This is a genomic window from Mammaliicoccus sp. C-M13, from assembly GCF_022386845.1.
In the GTDB taxonomy this organism is placed as follows: Bacteria; Bacillota; Bacilli; order Staphylococcales; family Staphylococcaceae; genus Mammaliicoccus; species Mammaliicoccus lentus.
In genome coordinates this window covers 21,921-39,166 of sequence record NZ_JAJNHQ010000005.1, presented here as the reverse complement: position 1 = coordinate 39,166, position 17,246 = coordinate 21,921, and the positions used below count along the sequence as shown (strand labels likewise).

Sequence of the window (17,246 nt, the reverse complement as noted above, 5' to 3'; positions counted from 1 at the left end):
TATTAAAAATAAATTTCGCCATGTCTTACGATTTGTTATTATAAAAATAAATATAATTTGAAAGATGAGTATTAGAAAAAGTTCATTCAGAGGTGTTAAGTGTGGATAATAGAAAGTTGTTTAGTTGGCCTATATTTTTTGTAGTAATTCTTAGTTATGTATTGATGTTATCTTTATTTTTATGGGTTTCTAACATTAGTAGTTTAAATACTTTTATCATTACAATTCCATTTCTTTTAATGACAATACTTTACGTATGTAATTTTATAAAATATTGCAGAAGACAACAGAAATATACTTAGAAAAAATACTGGAATAGGCTAAATGTAAATATTAATACAACAAATAACTTTATTAGCGAAGAATATAAGTAAGACACGAGAAAGTAATCATTCTCGTGTCTTTTTTATACCTTGTTATTATAAGTATAGTTATCGTTTATTCCTTATCTGGAATAATATATTTTGTTGAAATAAATGATAAGAACATAAATAAAGTACATACAAGAAATGCAATAAAGCTACCCATAGTACGAGATACTTGTTCATCAATAGCGAGATAAACAGTAGTAAATATAGTAATACCGAAAGCAGCTCCTATCGTTGCGACCATTTTATAAATACCTGATGCAATGCCTAGTTTTTCTTTAGGTGTGTGAACTACAGCAGTATTTAGTGCAGGCGTGGCGAAGAATCCGAGTCCCATACCGAAACATAAGAAACCTATTAAACTAACTATGATATATAGTGTTTGTGGTAAAAATGATAACGACAGTAATAAAATACCTACTGTTACGATTAGTGAACCCATTTTCATTGGTTTCTTAGCTTCATATTGTTCCATCATTTTCTCACCAATTCTAATTGTTGCGAGTACACCAAACATGTATGGAAGGGTGATTAATCCTGAAATAGAACCGGATATTTGAAAATGTTGTTGTGTAAAAAGATTATATAAAGATAGTGCTCCAATCGAAGTATTTAATAAAAAGTTAGATGTCACTGTTCCAATGAAATATCTGCTTGAAAATAGTGAAAAATCAATTAAAGGATTTTTTTTATGTTTTTCATAAAAATAAAAGAGTACCACTGAAATGATGAATATAAGTAGTAAAACAATAATGATAGGGCTTGTCCAACCAATTTCACTACTTTGTGTAATTACTATATTAATGCTTAACATACTGATAACAAATAATAATAAACCTAAGAAATCAAATTTCGACGTATTCTTTCTGTCGGCTTTAATTTCAGGTACATCCTTAATAAGTATAAGTACAATACCAGTCACAATAATGGATACTATGAAAATCCACTGCCATCCAATATATGCTGCAAGAAAGCCTGCAAATACAGATGAAAGTCCTGTACCACCATATGAACCTATAGACCACATACTTAATGCTTTATGACGTTCTTTACCATGATAATATGTATTAATTAATGAAATTGTTGCTGGCATTAAACAAGCTGCTGAAAATCCTTGAATGCCTCTACCTATTAGCAATAACGGCGTCAAATCAGATGAAATTACAAAAATAGAACCTATAATATTTAAAATCAGTCCTACGCGCATAATTTTTACGCGACCATATTTATCTGCTGTACCACCAGCTGCAACCATAAACACCCCAGTAAACAGTGATGTCAAACTAACCGCAATACTGATTATGGCATCATTAGTCATGTACGTTTGTTGTACAAGTGAGCCGATATTCAGAAATGATTGCGCAAAAAGCCAATACGTTAAAATCGACAATACAATGGCTAGAAGTAATTTATTTCCGCCAACATAAGTTTCATTTTTCAAAATGCCACCCCTTTATATAGTTAATTTGAGAAATAATAGCGCATACTATGCCTACGATATCAGCAAATAAAAACGCTTTCAACAGTGGGTTTAAACACTTTTAGTAAAATATTCAGAAAAGTGCAAAAAGTTATTTGTTTCTTTAATAAATGAAATAATAAACAAAATTTAAGTAATAACCTTTAATAAGTGGAAATATTAAATGGTGTTCCGCTCTTTTTACCATTTAAACAAAAAGTGTTAAAGTAAACTTTTAAGGTCGTTGACTTAAAGAGTAAGTTGGTTTTACAAAAGAAGGGGGAAGAGAAATGAAGCGAAAAAGTATTGTTTTTTTAATCGCACTCGTTTTAATACTTAGCGGGTGCCAAAGTGGGAAGCAACATGTAAAGAAAAGAAAAAAAGAGCATAAACACCAGAATAAAATAGAAAATAAATATGATAAAAGACATCATAAGGATGAAAAAAACTTAGTAGAATATGATGGTAAAGTAAGTCATGTCTTTTTTCATCCTATCATCTCGGATCCACAGAAAGCTTATACAGATAATCAACAACAAGCAAAAGGGAATTATGATTGGATGGTTACAGTAAATGAATTTAATAAAGCTATTGAAAAACTTCATGAAAATAACTACATATTAATAGATCCACATGATGCTTATGATTTAGAGTCAACGCCTGTTAAACGAAAAAAACTTAAATTACCTAAAGGGAAAAAACCATTAATAATGTCCATGGATGATATGAATTATTATGAATATATGCAAGGAAATGGTTACACAGAACGTTTAACTTTAAATAAAGACAACGAAACAGTTGCTGAAAAGAAAAATGACCAAGGGAAAATGGAACAATCAAAAACAAACGATGCAGTACCACTATTAAATGATTATGTAAAAAAACATCCTGATTTTTCATATAAAGGACAAAAAGCAGTTGTTGGTCTGACAGGTTATGAGGGAGTACTTGGTTATCGAACAAATGATTTGGAACATCCTAATTATGAAAAACGAAAAAAACAAGCTAAAAAAGTAGCTGACTCAATGAAAAGAGATGGATGGACATTCGCAAGTCATTCTTATGGTCATATTAATTTTGAAGATAGTTCAGATGAGCAAATTATTGAAGATACAAAAAGATGGAAAAAAGAAGTGGAACCTATTGTAGGTAAAACTGACTTATTCATCTTCCCACATGGAGCTCAAGATCGAAATTCTACTTCCTATAATTATATGATAGACGAGGCTGGATTCAAATACATGGCAGGTGTTGGTCCAGATAATTTTACAAGCCTTTCAAACAAAGATATATATCAAGATCGTGTTGCTATAGATGGCCTAAACTTACATCAATTCAAATATAAACTTAAACCGTTTTTCAAACCTGAAGAAGTTTATAATAAAGAAGATAGACAATACTATAAAGGTAATAAGGATTATGAAATAGAATAATACAGTTATAATTTCCTTATAACAATTTTAACCATAAACCTGTTTGAGAGTTTAGTAATAGAAAATTACTTTATACTAAATTCCCAAACAGGCTTATTTTTCTTTTACAAAAGTATATTTAGGGTACTATATAAGTAAGAGGTACTTTAGTACTAAAAACATGGAGGTTGGTAAATATGTTTAATAATGTTTTATTACCTTATGATTTCGGGAATGATTTTAGTTCTATTCCAGCGCAATTAGAAAAAGTAGTAGATAAAGACTCCACAGTCATCATTTATCATGTTGTAACTGAAAATGATCTTGCAACTAGCGTTAAATATTATAATAAGCACTCAAATGATATTGCTAAAGAAAAAGAAGAACAACTCGCGCCATTTTTACAAGAGTTAGATGAAAGAGGTATTCGTTACAAAGTAGAAATAGAATTTGGACCTATTAAAGATACAATTTTAGAAAAAATTAATAAGGGAGATATAGAAAGTGGGGATTTCGATTTAGTAATAATGAGTAACCACAGAGTTAGCTTGAATATTAAACATGTTTTAGGAGACGTTACACATAAAATTGCTAAAAGAAGCCCAGTTCCAGTATTAATTGTTAAATAAGGGTTGTTTCAGGTAGTCTTTTAAAATTATTTCAAGAAATATAATGATTATTATAAGAGTTTGAGACATAAATAATTGTCTCAGACTCTTTCATTCATTGTAATACGATATTAGTGTGAATTATCTTTAGTATTTGTGTTGAAGGCGAATATTACAATTAAGATAATTAAAGGAACTATTAAACTTTTTGCCACTTCTAATTCTCTACCTAAAATAATCTCTATTGAGTTAAATGTCATGAATAAAAATAAATAATATAATAAAAATTTTAGTAAATATCTCATAAAAACTCCTAATTTAATTTTATAGAAAGGATGTATAGTTTGGAAAATCTAAATAATTATGAAGGACATAAAGACTATTGGAACCCTGATTTGTATGATAAAAAACATTCTTTCGTTTCTGAATATGGTAACAATTTAATTGAATTATTAAAACCTCAAAATGATGAAAATATACTAGATCTTGGTTGTGGGACAGGGGATTTAGCTCATCAAATCTATCAACAATGTCCTAACGTTGTCGGCATTGATAAATCAAATCAGATGGTTAATCAAGCTAATGAAAAGTACCCTTATATTTCTTTTTCAACACAAGATATAATTGATTTTAGCTATTCAGAATCGTTCGATGCGATATTCTCTAATGCTACAATGCACTGGATTAAACAACCTGAAGAAGCTTTGGAAAATATTTATAAATCTTTAAAACCAGGCGGACGATTTGTTGCAGAGTTTGGGGGTAAACATAACGTTCAAACCATCACTGATGAAGTGATCCATCAAATTCAAGAAGAAAACATAAATTATGATAGTAAACACTTTCCTTGGTATTTTCCTAGTATTGGAGAATACACGACTTTAATGGAAAGAATGGGATTCACGGTTACTTTTGCCGAATATTTTGATAGACCAACACCTTTAATAGGAGAAGAAGGGTTAAACAATTGGATTCAAATGTTCAGTAATGAAATATTTGAAGGTTTGAACGAAAATACGAAACAAAATATTATTAAAAATACTGAAAACAATTTAAAGTCTGTCTTACATGATGGAGAAACGTGGATAGCTGACTATAAAAGAATACGTGTTGTTGGAGTAAAATAAATCTACTTGCTATATTAAAATAATATATTGGTTGTTAAAATGAGTCTTTCAATAAAGTTTGAACTAGATATAATTAATTTAAATCTTAAAGAGTCTGGGACATAAATAATTGTCCCAGACTCTCTTTTTGTATTGGCAGTAGCTGACTGTTATGAAAATGCGCTTATAACAAGCTTTTTTCATACCTAGTCATCCTTGCCGGGGTGGGACTACGAAATCTTTTTAATAAAATGAGATTTCTGTCCCACTCCTTTTGTTTTAGAATGAAGATAGTTTTTCATAATATTCGTCTATATTGATTGACTGACCTTGATTTAATCTTGATTCTTCTGCAGCAAAAGCCATTAAATGGCTAATTAAAGACTTACTAGCTACTGATCTAGAAGCTTTTTCATCAGACTCATTAATTGCGTCAATAAAGTCTCTTATAATTCCTTCGTCGCCACCACCATGACCACTGCTCACTTCAGGGAATTTAACAACTTTTTCTTCTCTTGTTAAAAAGTCGAAAATGCTTATTTCATTTGTTTGCATATTCCCTCTAATTTCTCCTTTAGTACCCATTATTTGAACAATTCTTGTTTGCTCTCTTGTAAATGCGCTCATGCTAAACGTTGCTGTTGCACCATTTTCGAATTCCATATTAACGACTTGGTGGTCAACCACGTCATTATCTGATTGAAACACACATTTACCGTAGTCAGTATGATTTAATCTTTCTACAATTGCTTCATTAGAATTCTCTTCTGTAAATTTCATCGCCCAACCTCGTCCGATACCTAAATAATAACGTCCTGCATGGAATGGGCATTCATTCTCTACTGGGCAACCATCTAAACAGCGTAACGGTGCTCCTTCAGGTTTGTTATTTTCATTAAAGTACATGAGTGATCCGAAAGAATTAATCCTTTTACAGTCTTTATCCATAATATAGCTGATAATATCCATATCATGACATGATTTTGCCAATATCATTGGACTTGATGTTTCTTTATTCTTCCAATTACCTCGTACAAAACTATGAGACATGTGCATATATTCAACATTTTCATTTAATTGAATGGAAGCAATCTCACCGATATCACCATTTTGTACAATTTTTTTAATTCTGTCCCAAAACGGAGTATATCTTAAAACGTGACATATCGTTAATGTTCTATTCATTTCATCAGCTTTTTCCACCATTTTAATACATTCTTCTGGACTAGGAGACATCGGCTTCTCAAGTAATACATGATAGCCTAACTCCAACGCCTTCATAGTTGGTTCAAAGTGTGCTTTATCTTGTGTGCAAATAATTGCAATTTCTGCATCTGGTTTCAAATCGAGTAAGCTTTTCCATGATTGCTGTACTAAGTTATCATCAAGTTCATGATTTCTCTTTATTCTTTCTCTTCGTTCAAGTACAGGTTCTGCTACACCTACTAGTTGTATTTTGTGAGGCAGTGACTTTATTAAATTCGCATAAACTCGACCCCCTCTATCACCTGCACCTAACAAAATTGCTTTTTTAATTGTCATTGAAAAGTCCCCTTTATGCTTTAAAAGTTTTATATTAATATAATAGATTGCTTGTTAAATATGATTTTTTAATATTGTTCATAGTTGATTGTCCTATCGGTCTAATTTTACATGTTTATATTCTTTTGTCCCTACGTAATGAATAATACGCCCATTTACTTCTTTCTTTGTTAATCTCGCTTTACCTTTTTGATAAAGTGGTATGACCATCGCATCTTCTAGCAACATTTCTTCTGCATTTGCTAATTCATCCCATCTTTTATCTGGGTCTTTAAGCAATGTTGTTTTACCGTCGTTTATTATTTTATCGTACTTAGGATTATTGTATCCCGTTTCTCCTTTAGTAGTTTCGCTCAGGAATAAATCTAAAAATGTCATAGGGTCTGGATAGTCTGGGCCCCATCCTGTTAGAGCTACATCATAGTCACCTTTTTTAGTTAAAGCGATTTTTTGTTTGTTAGGTTGTTGCTTAATTGACATCGTAACACCAGGTAGATGTTTTTCAACTTGTTCTTTAAAATATTCTGCGTCTCTTTTAGCATTGTCTTGATCAAATGTTAAAAATTCAATATTGATTTTATCTTTTCCTAAATCTTTTTTAGCTTTTTCTAACGATGCTTGTGCTTTTTTAACATCGTAAGAATAAGGTGGGTTAACTAATTTGTTATAATCTTGTTTCTCGTCATTTGTAAAAACTTCTTTAGGTGTAAAAGTATCAATTGGTGCTGAACCATCGTTTAAATTATTGTTAACATATGCTTTTTTATCAATCGCTTGTGCAATTGCAGCTCTTAAATCTTTATTTTGAAGGTCTTTATTTGTCTGTGTGTTTATTTGTATATAGTAAGTTGCAGATTCTAGTTTTGTGTCGAAACCTTCTTTATCTTTATTTGAATTTACATTTTGTGAACTTAACTCTGTCGTATCAACTTTGTCATTATTATATAAATTGAGTGCTGTTTGCTCATCTTTAATAACGCTGTAATCAATACCTTTAAGTGCAACATTATCTTTATCCCAATACTCTTTGTTTTTCTTAAGTTTATAGTTATCTTCAACTTTCCAACTCTTCATAACAAACGGTCCGCTGTACAATGTTTTATCTACTGATGTACCATATTTACTGCCTTGTTTCTTAACAAATTTTTCATTTAGTGGCATGAATGTACCAAATGTTAACAATTCTTTGTAATACGGTAATTCTTCGTTTAAAGTCAGTTCTAAAGTATGATCATCAATCGCTTTAACACCTAATTCTTCAACCTTTTTCTCACTTTTATTAATAGCTTCAGCATTTTTAATGTCATACATGATATATGCATATTCAGCAGCTGTTTCAGGATCTACAGCTCTTCTCCACGCGTAAACAAAATCATGTGCTGTGACTGGTTCTCCATTTGACCATTTAGCATCTTTTCGTAAATCGAATGTCCATGTCCTACCGTTATTTGATTTTTTAGGATCACCTTTTGCAATTGCAGGTTCTGCTTTATCATCTTTATCTAAACGATATAAACCTTCTTGGGTTGCGTTCATGACTTCAAATGCTCCAGCTTCTACTGCCAAACTAGAATCCAAGGTCGTTAAATCGGAAGGTGCTATTAATCTCAGTGTGTCCTTAGGCTCTTTCTTCCCCGCATCTGTTCCACTACATCCAGCTAAAAATATTACCAAACCTAATACATAAATGCCCATTTTATAAAAATTATTCATCAAATCAATCCCCTTATTTGTTTGATAGTGTTAAATCATGTTTATACTATCATAGAAATTTGAATTTTCAATTAATTTTATGCAATAAATATTTTTATTGAAACAATGACGAGCGATTTTTAATATATAATTTTATACGATTGAGAGGCTTTATAACGGTGTTTCTATAAGTATTGATTCTTTATGTTTTGGTGTGAAAAAATATTATTATAATGTGTTTTATGAAAAAGTTACTCATTTCAAAAAAATTTGTTATTATAAATAAACATAATCAATCAAAAAACAACAATATTATTTTAAGCTAAAATTCAAAAGCTTGGTGAAATATGAGAAAAATAATGTGACTTTACATTTAATTTTAAAAGTATTAAACTAAAAGTGGTCATAACCAGCAAGGAGAAAAAATGAAAAACTTAAATACACCTTTATATTTTCAAGTCTATAAAGACATAAAGTATAAGATTCAAAATGGTCAATACAAAGAAGGAGAAAAATTACCTTCTGAACGAAATTTATATTCGCAATATGATGTTAGCCGTATAACTATAAGAGAAGCTCTAAAACTTCTAGAAGAAGAAGGCTATATTAGACGAGAACATGGACGTGGATCTATCGTACTAGGCAGTCAGTACAATCAAATGCTAGATAGTCTTTATAGTTTTAAAGATGAGATAGAAAAGAATGGAGACCAACCAAGCACGATAATGTTAAGCCTTAAAAAAATTGCTTCTACAGAACATTTACAAAAGAAAATGGGGATACTGCCACATCAAGAAGTTTATGAATTACGTCGTTTAAGGTTAGCCAACGACAAACCATTGATTTATGAAACGAGTTATTTACCAGTTAAGTTTTGCGAGGGTTTAGAAAAATTCGATTTTAATAGCCATTCTTTATATAACACATTAGATAAATACTATGATATCCAAATTATTCGCGCGTATGAAAATTTAACTGCAAGAAAATTATCCGAATCACAAGCTAAATATTTAGAAACAGATATAAACGATACTTGCATGTTTATAGAGCGCTTTAGTTATATTGAAGAAGGCATTATTGAATATACTGAAACGGTTGCCAAAGCAAAAGATTACAAATATACCGTTAAATTAATTGGCTAGATTTAACGGTATATAATTTAACAATACTGGTTATGACAACATGACCAATTAGGAGGATTTATATGTTGAATGAAACAAATACTTATAAAGAAATCAGGCAACAGCCAAAAATATGGAAAGAAACAGAAGGTATTGTAGCCTCATCTAAACAGGAGTTCGTTGATTTTGTAAATAAAGTTAATGAACATGCGGATGGTAAACCTGTGAAAGTTTATTTTACTGGTGCAGGTTCTTCAGCATATGTAGGCGATATATTACGCTTAGCTAAATCAAATAAATTTAGTGAAGGTTGGGATTTTGAGAATGTCTCTACAACTCATTTCGTAACTAATCCACTTTCATTTATTGAAGAGGGAACTGTTTATGTATTTGTATCATTTGCTCGTTCAGGAAATAGTCCAGAAACAAAAGGGACAATTGAAATAGCTGATCAATTAGCAGATAAAGCGTTTCATATCTTTATTACGAATAATAAAGATGGTTTTTTAGGTACATATGAAAACGACAATATTTTTAAAATTATATTACCTGAGGAAACAAATGATAAATCACTTGCTATGACTTCAAGTTTTTCTTCTATGCTTTTATCAGCATATTTGTTATTTGGCGGCGAAGTGTCCAACGACTTTTATGATAAAGCTGAAAAATCATTTGATAGTATCGATGAATTAGCTGACAAAATTTCTGGATATGATTACAAAAAAGTATTTTATGTTGGTACTGGGATTATAGGTGAGCTTACACGTGAAGTTGCTTTGAAGTTAAATGAATTAACTAGTGGTCAGATTGGTATATCACGTGAAACAACACTTGGATTTAGGCATGGTCCAAAAGCAGGGCTGAGTAAAGAATCAATATTTATACTATTGCGTAGTAATCACTCATACCGTCGTCAATACGAAAAGGACTTAATTAAAGAAATAGAAAGTGGTAATCCAGATTATCAAATACTTATTTTAGGGCCTAATAATGATGATTCCAATCAAGCGGTTGCTTTAAATAATGCTGAAGATTTCAATGACTTCGAATTAGCTTTAACTTATCTCATATTTGGTCAATTGTTAGCAAGCAAGCAGTCTATTAAATTTGGTTTGAATCCTGACAATCCGAGTCCTACAGGTTTTATTAACCGCGTTGTTAAAGGCGTTACAATTTATGACTTTGAGGAATAATGGAGGTATTTCATGATTATCACACATACTTTTAATCCATCCATAGATATCACTTACAATGTTGAGCAATTACAGTTAGGGAACGTACACAGACCTGTTCAAACAATTAAAAATGCGGGCGGAAAAGGGTTAAATGTTTCCAAAGTGTTATTGCAGCTCGGAGCAGATTTAAAAGCTCATACTTATTTGGGTGGAGAAAATGGCCAATGGATAGAAAGACAACTGAATGAAATAGGTATACCGACAATTGCTACTCATATCAAAGGCAGTACCCGCCAGTGTATAGCTATTAACGATGGCTCGAAACAAACAGAAATACTTGAGCAAGGCCCTGAAATTTCACAAGATGAACAACATGATTATCTAGATAATTTTCAAAAGAATCATAATCATATAGATGTTATGGCTATTAGCGGAAGTACACCTGCATTACAAGGCAATACACCAAAGAATCATGTTAAAAGCATTTTAGAAAATTCGAGCGATAGTTATAATATTTTAGATATAAGGGCGTCAGAATTAATAGATATATTAGAAACGAAAGCACCGGTACACTGTATAAAACCAAATGAAGAAGAATTTAAAACGTTAGTAAAAGAATCAAGTCTGAGTGACAAAAAAATTTACAACTTATTGAAAGCGCATACATTATTTAATGATTTAGATGTGTTTGTCACTCTTGGAGATAAGGGAGCAATAGTTAAATTAAAAGATAAAATATACAAAGCAGAAATACCTGAAATTACAGCTGAGAACTCTGTAGGTTCAGGTGACGCCACAGTTGCTGGTATTGCATTTGGTATGGAAAAATTTTATAACGAAAATGAAAAAATAATACGTTTAGCACTATCATGTGGTATGTCTAACGCAACACAAAAAGAAACAGGTCATATCAATCCAGAACAAGCTCAAGAGTTTGCTAACAAAATTAAAGTGGAGTTGTTATAAATGACAAAAAAAGATTTGAGTAAATTATTAGATGAAAATGGTGTATTTTCAGCTATTGCGATTGACCAAAGAGGCGCTTTGGAAAGGTTATTGAAAGATTATGCAAATGAAGAAAACATTTCATCATTTAAAAGCCTAGTTTCAGAAATATTAACGCCTTATGGTTCTAGTATATTATTGGATCCAGAATATGGGATGGAAGCGGCGCGAAAAAAAGATAAAGATGCAGGGTTAATTCTTGCATATGAACAAACAGGATATGAAAAAAGTGTGCCAGGACGTTTACCAAGACTTATTGAAAATCAATCAGTGCAAAAATTAAAAGAAAAAGGTGCAGATGCTATAAAAATTTTGATTTATTACGATGCTGATGAGTCTGATGAGATTAACGATAAGAAAAAGGCGTTTGTGGAGCGTATCGGTAGCGAATGCGAGACAGAAGATGTGCCGTTCTTACTAGAAATATTGACTTATGATAGTCATATTACTGATGAAAAAGGACCTGAATTTGCTAAATTAAGACCGAACAAAGTTATTCGTGCAATGAATTCATTTAGCGAACCACGTTATAAAGCTGATGTATTAAAAGTAGAAACACCTGTAAACATGAACTATGTAGAAGGATTAGGAGATAAAGAAGTTGTATACACACAGAAAGAGGCGGCGCAATACTTTGAAGAACAAAACAATAGCACAAACCTTCCTTATATTTTCTTAAGTGGTGGTATTTCGGCTGACTTATTTAACAAAAGTTTAAAATTTGCTAAAGATTCTGGTTCGAAATTTAATGGTGTCTTATGTGGTCGAGCTACATGGAAAGGTGCTACTGAAACTTTAGTTACTGATGGATGGGATGCTTCAGAAAAATGGTTAAATGATATAGGTTTACAAAACTTGAAAGCATTAAATCAAGTTAACCAAATTAACGCTACACCAATCAAATAACTTTAAAACGGGAGTGCAATTAATGAGTAGATTCGAAATTTCAGAAACATTTTATTTAGATGGACGTCCTTTACAAATATTATCTGGTGCAATACATTACTTTAGAATCCCAAGCGGGGATTGGTATCAAAGTTTATATAACTTAAAATCTTTAGGGTTTAATACAGTAGAAACGTATGTACCTTGGAATTTTCATGAAGTAATTGAGGATGAATATGATTTTACAGGAAACAAAGATATAAAGCGGTTTATTAAGATAGCTGAGGAATTGGGGTTATACGTTATAATTCGCCCTTCACCGTATATTTGTGCAGAGTGGGAATTTGGTGGATTACCAGCATGGTTATTAAATTATCGATATATGCGTATACGTTCTTCAGATGAAAGTTTCATCGAAAAAGTTGCTAAGTATTATGATGAATTATTTAAAATTTTAACGCCTCTACAAATTGACGAAAATGGACCGATTATTATGATGCAAGTTGAAAATGAATATGGTTCTTACGGTCAAGATAAAGAATATTTATCGCGCTTAAAAGATTTAATGTTAGAGCGAGGTACTACAGTTCCATTATTTACATCAGATGGAGCTTGGAACCAGTGCTTAAGTGCTGGAAGCATGATTGATCAAAATATTTTAGTGACTGGGAATTTTGGTTCTCGAACGCATGAAAACTTTAATAATCTTAAAAATTTTCAAGAGGAATATTCGAAGAAATGGCCATTAATGTGTATGGAGTTTTGGGATGGCTGGTTTAACCGCTGGGGCGATGAAATCATTAAACGTGATACGGATGATTTAATCAATGATGTAAAAATAGCAATTAGAGATGGTCATATTAACTTATATATGTTCCATGGTGGAACCAATTTTGGATTTTGGAATGGCAGTTCGGCACGTGGCAACACAGATTTACCACAAATCACATCATATGATTATGATGCACCACTTGATGAATCAGGTAATCCTACTGATAAATATTTTGCATTACAAAATTTAGTAAAAAACGAAAAGAACGATATCCAACAACGCCCTCCTAAATATCGAGAATTTATGGAAATCAATAATATAGAAGTAACAGATCAAGTAAGTCTATTTGAAATTTTAGATGATATATCAATCAAAACAACTTCTAAATACCCTCAAACTATGGAGGAAGCAGGAGATGGTTATGGATACTTTGTTTATCGTACTCATATCAAACGTGAAAGTCACAAAGAGAATTTAAGAATAATCGATGCTCGAGATAGAATACATTTATTTATCGATAATAAATTAGAACATGTAGCGTATCAAGATGAAATAGGAGCACAAATTGAAGTTCAATTACAAAATGATCAACCTCAAATTGATGTTTTAGTTGAAAATATGGGGCGTGTAAATTATGGTCATAAGTTACTTTCTAGCACTCAACGTAAAGGGCTTGGACAAGGATTAATGCAAGATTTACATTTTGTTCAGAATTATGAACAGTTCGATATTCAATTCAATAAATTAAGGTCAGAACATTTTCAAAAAAATTATATAAAAGGTATACCTTCATTTCATCGTTATAAATTTAATCTTGAAGAAACTTATGACACATATTTAGATATGCAACAGTTTGGTAAAGGTGTAGTTCTAGTTAATGGAATTAATATAGGTAGATACTGGGAAATTGGTCCTACTTTATCACTTTATATTTCCAAATCATTCTTAAATGTTGGAGAAAATGAAATCGTTATTTTTGAGACAGAAAATAAAGCGAATTCAACTATTAATTTAAAGAAATCACCTATAACAATTGATAATAAAATAGATAACTAACTTATTCAAAACAAAGGGGTAATTAATTATGACAATCATTGCAAATAGAGTTGACGGAAGATTAATCCACGGACAAGTAGCTAATTTATGGGCTACAAAATTAAATATTACGCGCTTTTTAGTCATTGACGATGAAGTAGCACAAAGTGATATTGATAAACAAAGCTTAAAACTTGCGACACCATCGGGAATTAGATTAAGTGTCTTACCGATAGAAAAAGCTGCTCATAATATAAATAATGGTAAATACGATTCTCAACGTTTAATGGTTATTGCTAGGAAACCAGACAGATTCTTACAATTGCTTGAACATGGCGTGAAATTAGATGAGCTAAATGTTGGTAACATGTCTCAAACAGAAGAGACTCAATCATTAACAAAATCTATTAATGTCACTGATACAGATATTGATGTTTTCAAAAAGTTGAATGATAAAGGGTTAAAAATTGTTTCACAGATGGTGCCTAACGATGAGGCAGTTAACTTTATGTCTCTACTCAATAAATAATAAAGGGGAGATGAATCATGGATATCTTATGGTGGCAAGTGATTTTCTTATCGATTTATGCAGGTTACCAAATATTAGATGAATTACAGTTCAATACACTGAACCAACCCGTATTTGCGGGGTTAATTGCCGGTTTGATAATGGGAGATATGAAGACGGGATTAATAATCGGTGGTGGTATGCAATTAGTTGTTTTAGGAGTTGGTACATTCGGGGGCGCTTCTAAAATTGATGCGAACTCAGGTACTATAATAGCTGTAGCATTTTCAGTTGCACTAGATATGAATACACAACAAGCTTTATCAACTTTAGCAATACCAGTTGCCAGTTTAATGATTCAAATGGATGTTTTAGCACGTATGACTAATACATTTTTTGCACATCGCATTGATACACACATTGAGAATATGAATTACAAAGCGATAGAGAGGAATTTTCTATTCGGAATAATTCCGTGGTCGTTATCTAGAATGATTCCAGTAGCTCTAGCATTAGCTTTTGGCGCCCATGTAGTACGACCAGTAGTAAATTATTTAAACACAGATCTTAAGTGGTTAGGGGATGGATTAACGACAGCTGGGGCAGTGTTGCCGGCTGTAGGTTTTGCAATATTATTAAGATATTTACCAGTCAAAAAACATTTTCCTTATTTCATTTTAGGTTTTATTATTACCGCAATATTCTCCACAGTATTTACTAGTGTTAATAGTGTTGGTAACGCAGTGTCAGGTATGTCTAAAAAATTCGATTTTACAGAATCTAGTTTACCAATGTTAGCTGTAGCACTTATTGGTTTTTCATTAGCAGCTATAGATTATAAACGCAATACTGAAAAGCCATCGCCTACTCAAAATAGTGCTTCTGCAGATGACGAGGAAGGGGAGATAGACGATGACGAGCTTTGATAATACACCAGAAAATAATGAACAAATACAGCCATCTTCTACAGGGTATCAATTAACTCAAAAAGACTTTAACCAAATTAACCGACGCAGTTTACTGTTTTACCAATTAGGTTGGAACTATGAACGTATGCAAGGTAGCGGTTATTTATTCATCATTTTACCTCAATTAAGAAAAATTTACGGAGACGATTCGCCTGAATTAAAAGAAATGATGAAAATACATTCTCAGTTTTTCAATACGAGTAATTTCTTCAATACTATTATTACAGGTATTGACCTTGCAATGGAAGAAGAAGAACAATATAAAGCTAAAGACACAGTAAAAGGGATGAAAGTAGGATTGATGGGATCTTTTGCTGCTGTAGGTGACTCTCTATTTGCTTCTTTAATACCTACTATTTTTGGGGCTTTAGCAGGTAACATGGCACAACAAGGTAATCCAGTCGGAGCACTAATATGGATATTTGCAACGGTAGCTATTGTGATCTTCAGATGGAAACAGCTAGGATATGCATATAAAGAAGGGGTATCACTTGTTACGACAATGCAACATCGATTAGAAACATTAACAAACGCAGCGACATTACTTGGGGTCTTTATGGTTGGCGCACTAGTAGCATCCATAGTAAAAGTTGAATTTGCTTGGAAACCAACCATTGGTGATGTAACTATTGATATTCAAGAAAACGTTGATATGATTTTACCTAAATTATTACCGTTAATTATTGCATTAAGTATTTATTGGTTACTTGGACGCAAACATATGAATGCTACAAGAGCTATATTTATTGTGCTAATTGTATCAATCATTCTATCAGCATTAGGTATTATTACTCCAAGTTAATAAATATTTAAAGGAGATAAATAATTATGGAGAAATTAATTTTAGTAAGTCACGGAAAATTTTGTGAAGGTATTAAAGACAGTGTTGAAATGATATTAGGTCCTCAAGAACATATTTTCACAGTATCATTATTAGAAGAAGACGGACCACAAGACTTAGAGAGCAAATTTACGCAACATATTGATAAAGATGATGATGTTGTAGTTTTTGTAGATATACTTGGAGGCACACCAGCAAATATAATAAGTAAACTTATTATGCAAGGTGAAGAACTAGAGCTATATACAGGAATGAACTTACCTATGATAATAAGTTATCTAAATGGCCAAATGATTAATGAAGAAGTAGATTATATCTATAAAGGAAGAAAAGGAATCGTAAAAGTAAACGATATAATAAACGAATCTGAAAGTGAAGAAGATGAATAAAAGTAATAATTTTAGAGCTAGGGATAGAGGTCCCAAGCTCTTTTTTGCTCAAAATTAAAGATAAAGCTGGCAAACTTTTCGATTTAGTAGAAACGTGTATTAAGATGTATTAAATATAAGTGATATAAAGATCGCACTAACGCGTTTGTTGAAAAAGTCTAGCCCGTTAGAGTACTTTTTCATATTTGTTTAGGGTAAAATTACATTGAAATCATGAATTATTTTGCGCTAACGTGCTTGTTTTGATTCACTAGCCCGTTAGAAAATGTAACGAGCTTGTCTATAGTTTCTTGCACGTTAGAGCACTTTTTATATTTGTTTTAGGGTAAAATTACATTGAAATCATGAATTATATCGTGC

15 protein-coding genes are annotated in these 17,246 nt (G+C 31.6%); 12 read left to right on the top strand and 3 right to left on the bottom strand.

Translation table 11 applies throughout. From position 1 onward, the window contains the following. Window positions 1-438: 438 nt before the first annotated feature. Window positions 439-1,809 (bottom strand): MFS transporter, encoded by a 1,371-nt coding sequence (locus tag LQ615_RS05155; RefSeq protein WP_239704020.1) that lies wholly within the window; start codon window positions 1,807-1,809, stop codon window positions 439-441. 308 nt (window positions 1,810-2,117) lie between these two features. Between LQ615_RS05155 and LQ615_RS05150 the strand changes: the two genes are divergently transcribed. The 3 genes from LQ615_RS05150 (at window position 2,118) to LQ615_RS05140 (ending at window position 4,974) form a co-directional block, all read left to right on the top strand. Further along, window positions 2,118-3,260: a polysaccharide deacetylase family protein gene (locus LQ615_RS05150; protein WP_064204942.1), complete on the top strand. Its 1,143-nt coding sequence runs from the start codon at window positions 2,118-2,120 to the stop codon at window positions 3,258-3,260. A 176-nt stretch (window positions 3,261-3,436) separates the two neighbouring features. After that, complete coding sequence (locus LQ615_RS05145; protein ID WP_016999364.1) at window positions 3,437-3,868, top strand: universal stress protein; 432 nt, start codon at window positions 3,437-3,439, stop codon at window positions 3,866-3,868. A 323-nt stretch (window positions 3,869-4,191) separates the two neighbouring features. After that, window positions 4,192-4,974: a class I SAM-dependent methyltransferase gene (locus LQ615_RS05140; protein ID WP_239704019.1), complete on the top strand. Its 783-nt coding sequence runs from the start codon at window positions 4,192-4,194 to the stop codon at window positions 4,972-4,974. A gap of 258 nt (window positions 4,975-5,232) precedes the next feature. On the opposite strand, the gene LQ615_RS05135 is transcribed toward LQ615_RS05140, so the two are convergent. Together LQ615_RS05135 and LQ615_RS05130 are read right to left on the bottom strand one after the other, a co-directional pair. Beyond that, window positions 5,233-6,495 carry a Gfo/Idh/MocA family oxidoreductase gene (locus tag LQ615_RS05135; protein WP_017001111.1) on the bottom strand — a complete coding sequence of 421 codons (1,263 nt, stop codon included), beginning with the start codon at window positions 6,493-6,495 and terminating at the stop codon, window positions 5,233-5,235. Between the two features lie 93 nt (window positions 6,496-6,588). Then, a complete protein-coding gene (locus LQ615_RS05130) occupies window positions 6,589-8,208 on the bottom strand; it encodes a peptide ABC transporter substrate-binding protein (RefSeq protein ID WP_064211216.1) in 1,620 nt (539 codons plus the stop codon). A gap of 404 nt (window positions 8,209-8,612) precedes the next feature. Here LQ615_RS05130 and LQ615_RS05125 point away from each other — a divergent pair, with 404 nt between their 5' ends. The 9 genes from LQ615_RS05125 to LQ615_RS05085 all read left to right on the top strand — a co-directional run bounded on the left by LQ615_RS05125 (window position 8,613) and on the right by LQ615_RS05085 (window position 16,886). Further along, window positions 8,613-9,329 carry a GntR family transcriptional regulator gene (locus tag LQ615_RS05125; protein WP_182093697.1) on the top strand — a complete coding sequence of 239 codons (717 nt, stop codon included), beginning with the start codon at window positions 8,613-8,615 and terminating at the stop codon, window positions 9,327-9,329. 62 nt (window positions 9,330-9,391) lie between these two features. Beyond that, window positions 9,392-10,501, top strand: coding sequence for an SIS domain-containing protein (locus LQ615_RS05120; protein WP_239704018.1), 1,110 nt, complete (start codon window positions 9,392-9,394; stop codon window positions 10,499-10,501). Window positions 10,502-10,513: 12 nt separating this feature from the next. Next, window positions 10,514-11,449, top strand: a complete 936-nt coding sequence (locus LQ615_RS05115; RefSeq protein ID WP_239704017.1) for a 1-phosphofructokinase family hexose kinase — start codon at window positions 10,514-10,516, stop codon at window positions 11,447-11,449. Beyond that, entirely contained in the window at window positions 11,450-12,394 is a 945-nt protein-coding gene (locus tag LQ615_RS05110) for a tagatose 1,6-diphosphate aldolase (protein ID WP_216683635.1), read from the top strand. Between the two features lie 22 nt (window positions 12,395-12,416). Beyond that, window positions 12,417-14,201: a glycoside hydrolase family 35 protein gene (locus LQ615_RS05105; RefSeq protein ID WP_239704016.1), complete on the top strand. Its 1,785-nt coding sequence runs from the start codon at window positions 12,417-12,419 to the stop codon at window positions 14,199-14,201. 28 nt (window positions 14,202-14,229) lie between these two features. Beyond that, the gene (locus tag LQ615_RS05100) at window positions 14,230-14,709 is read left to right on the top strand and encodes a PTS sugar transporter subunit IIB (protein WP_064204948.1); all 480 of its coding nucleotides are present in this window, start codon (window positions 14,230-14,232) and stop codon (window positions 14,707-14,709) included. A 17-nt stretch (window positions 14,710-14,726) separates the two neighbouring features. Then, on the top strand, window positions 14,727-15,614 hold the full coding sequence (locus LQ615_RS05095; protein WP_017001104.1) for a PTS mannose/fructose/sorbose/N-acetylgalactosamine transporter subunit IIC: 888 nt from the start codon (window positions 14,727-14,729) through the stop codon (window positions 15,612-15,614). Further along, window positions 15,601-16,458: a PTS system mannose/fructose/sorbose family transporter subunit IID gene (locus LQ615_RS05090; protein ID WP_017001103.1), complete on the top strand. Its 858-nt coding sequence runs from the start codon at window positions 15,601-15,603 to the stop codon at window positions 16,456-16,458. Before LQ615_RS05095 ends, LQ615_RS05090 begins: the two co-directional genes overlap by 14 nt. A 26-nt stretch (window positions 16,459-16,484) precedes the next feature. Further along, window positions 16,485-16,886 carry a PTS sugar transporter subunit IIA gene (locus LQ615_RS05085; RefSeq protein ID WP_182093701.1) on the top strand — a complete coding sequence of 134 codons (402 nt, stop codon included), beginning with the start codon at window positions 16,485-16,487 and terminating at the stop codon, window positions 16,884-16,886. Window positions 16,887-17,246 lie beyond the last annotated feature (360 nt).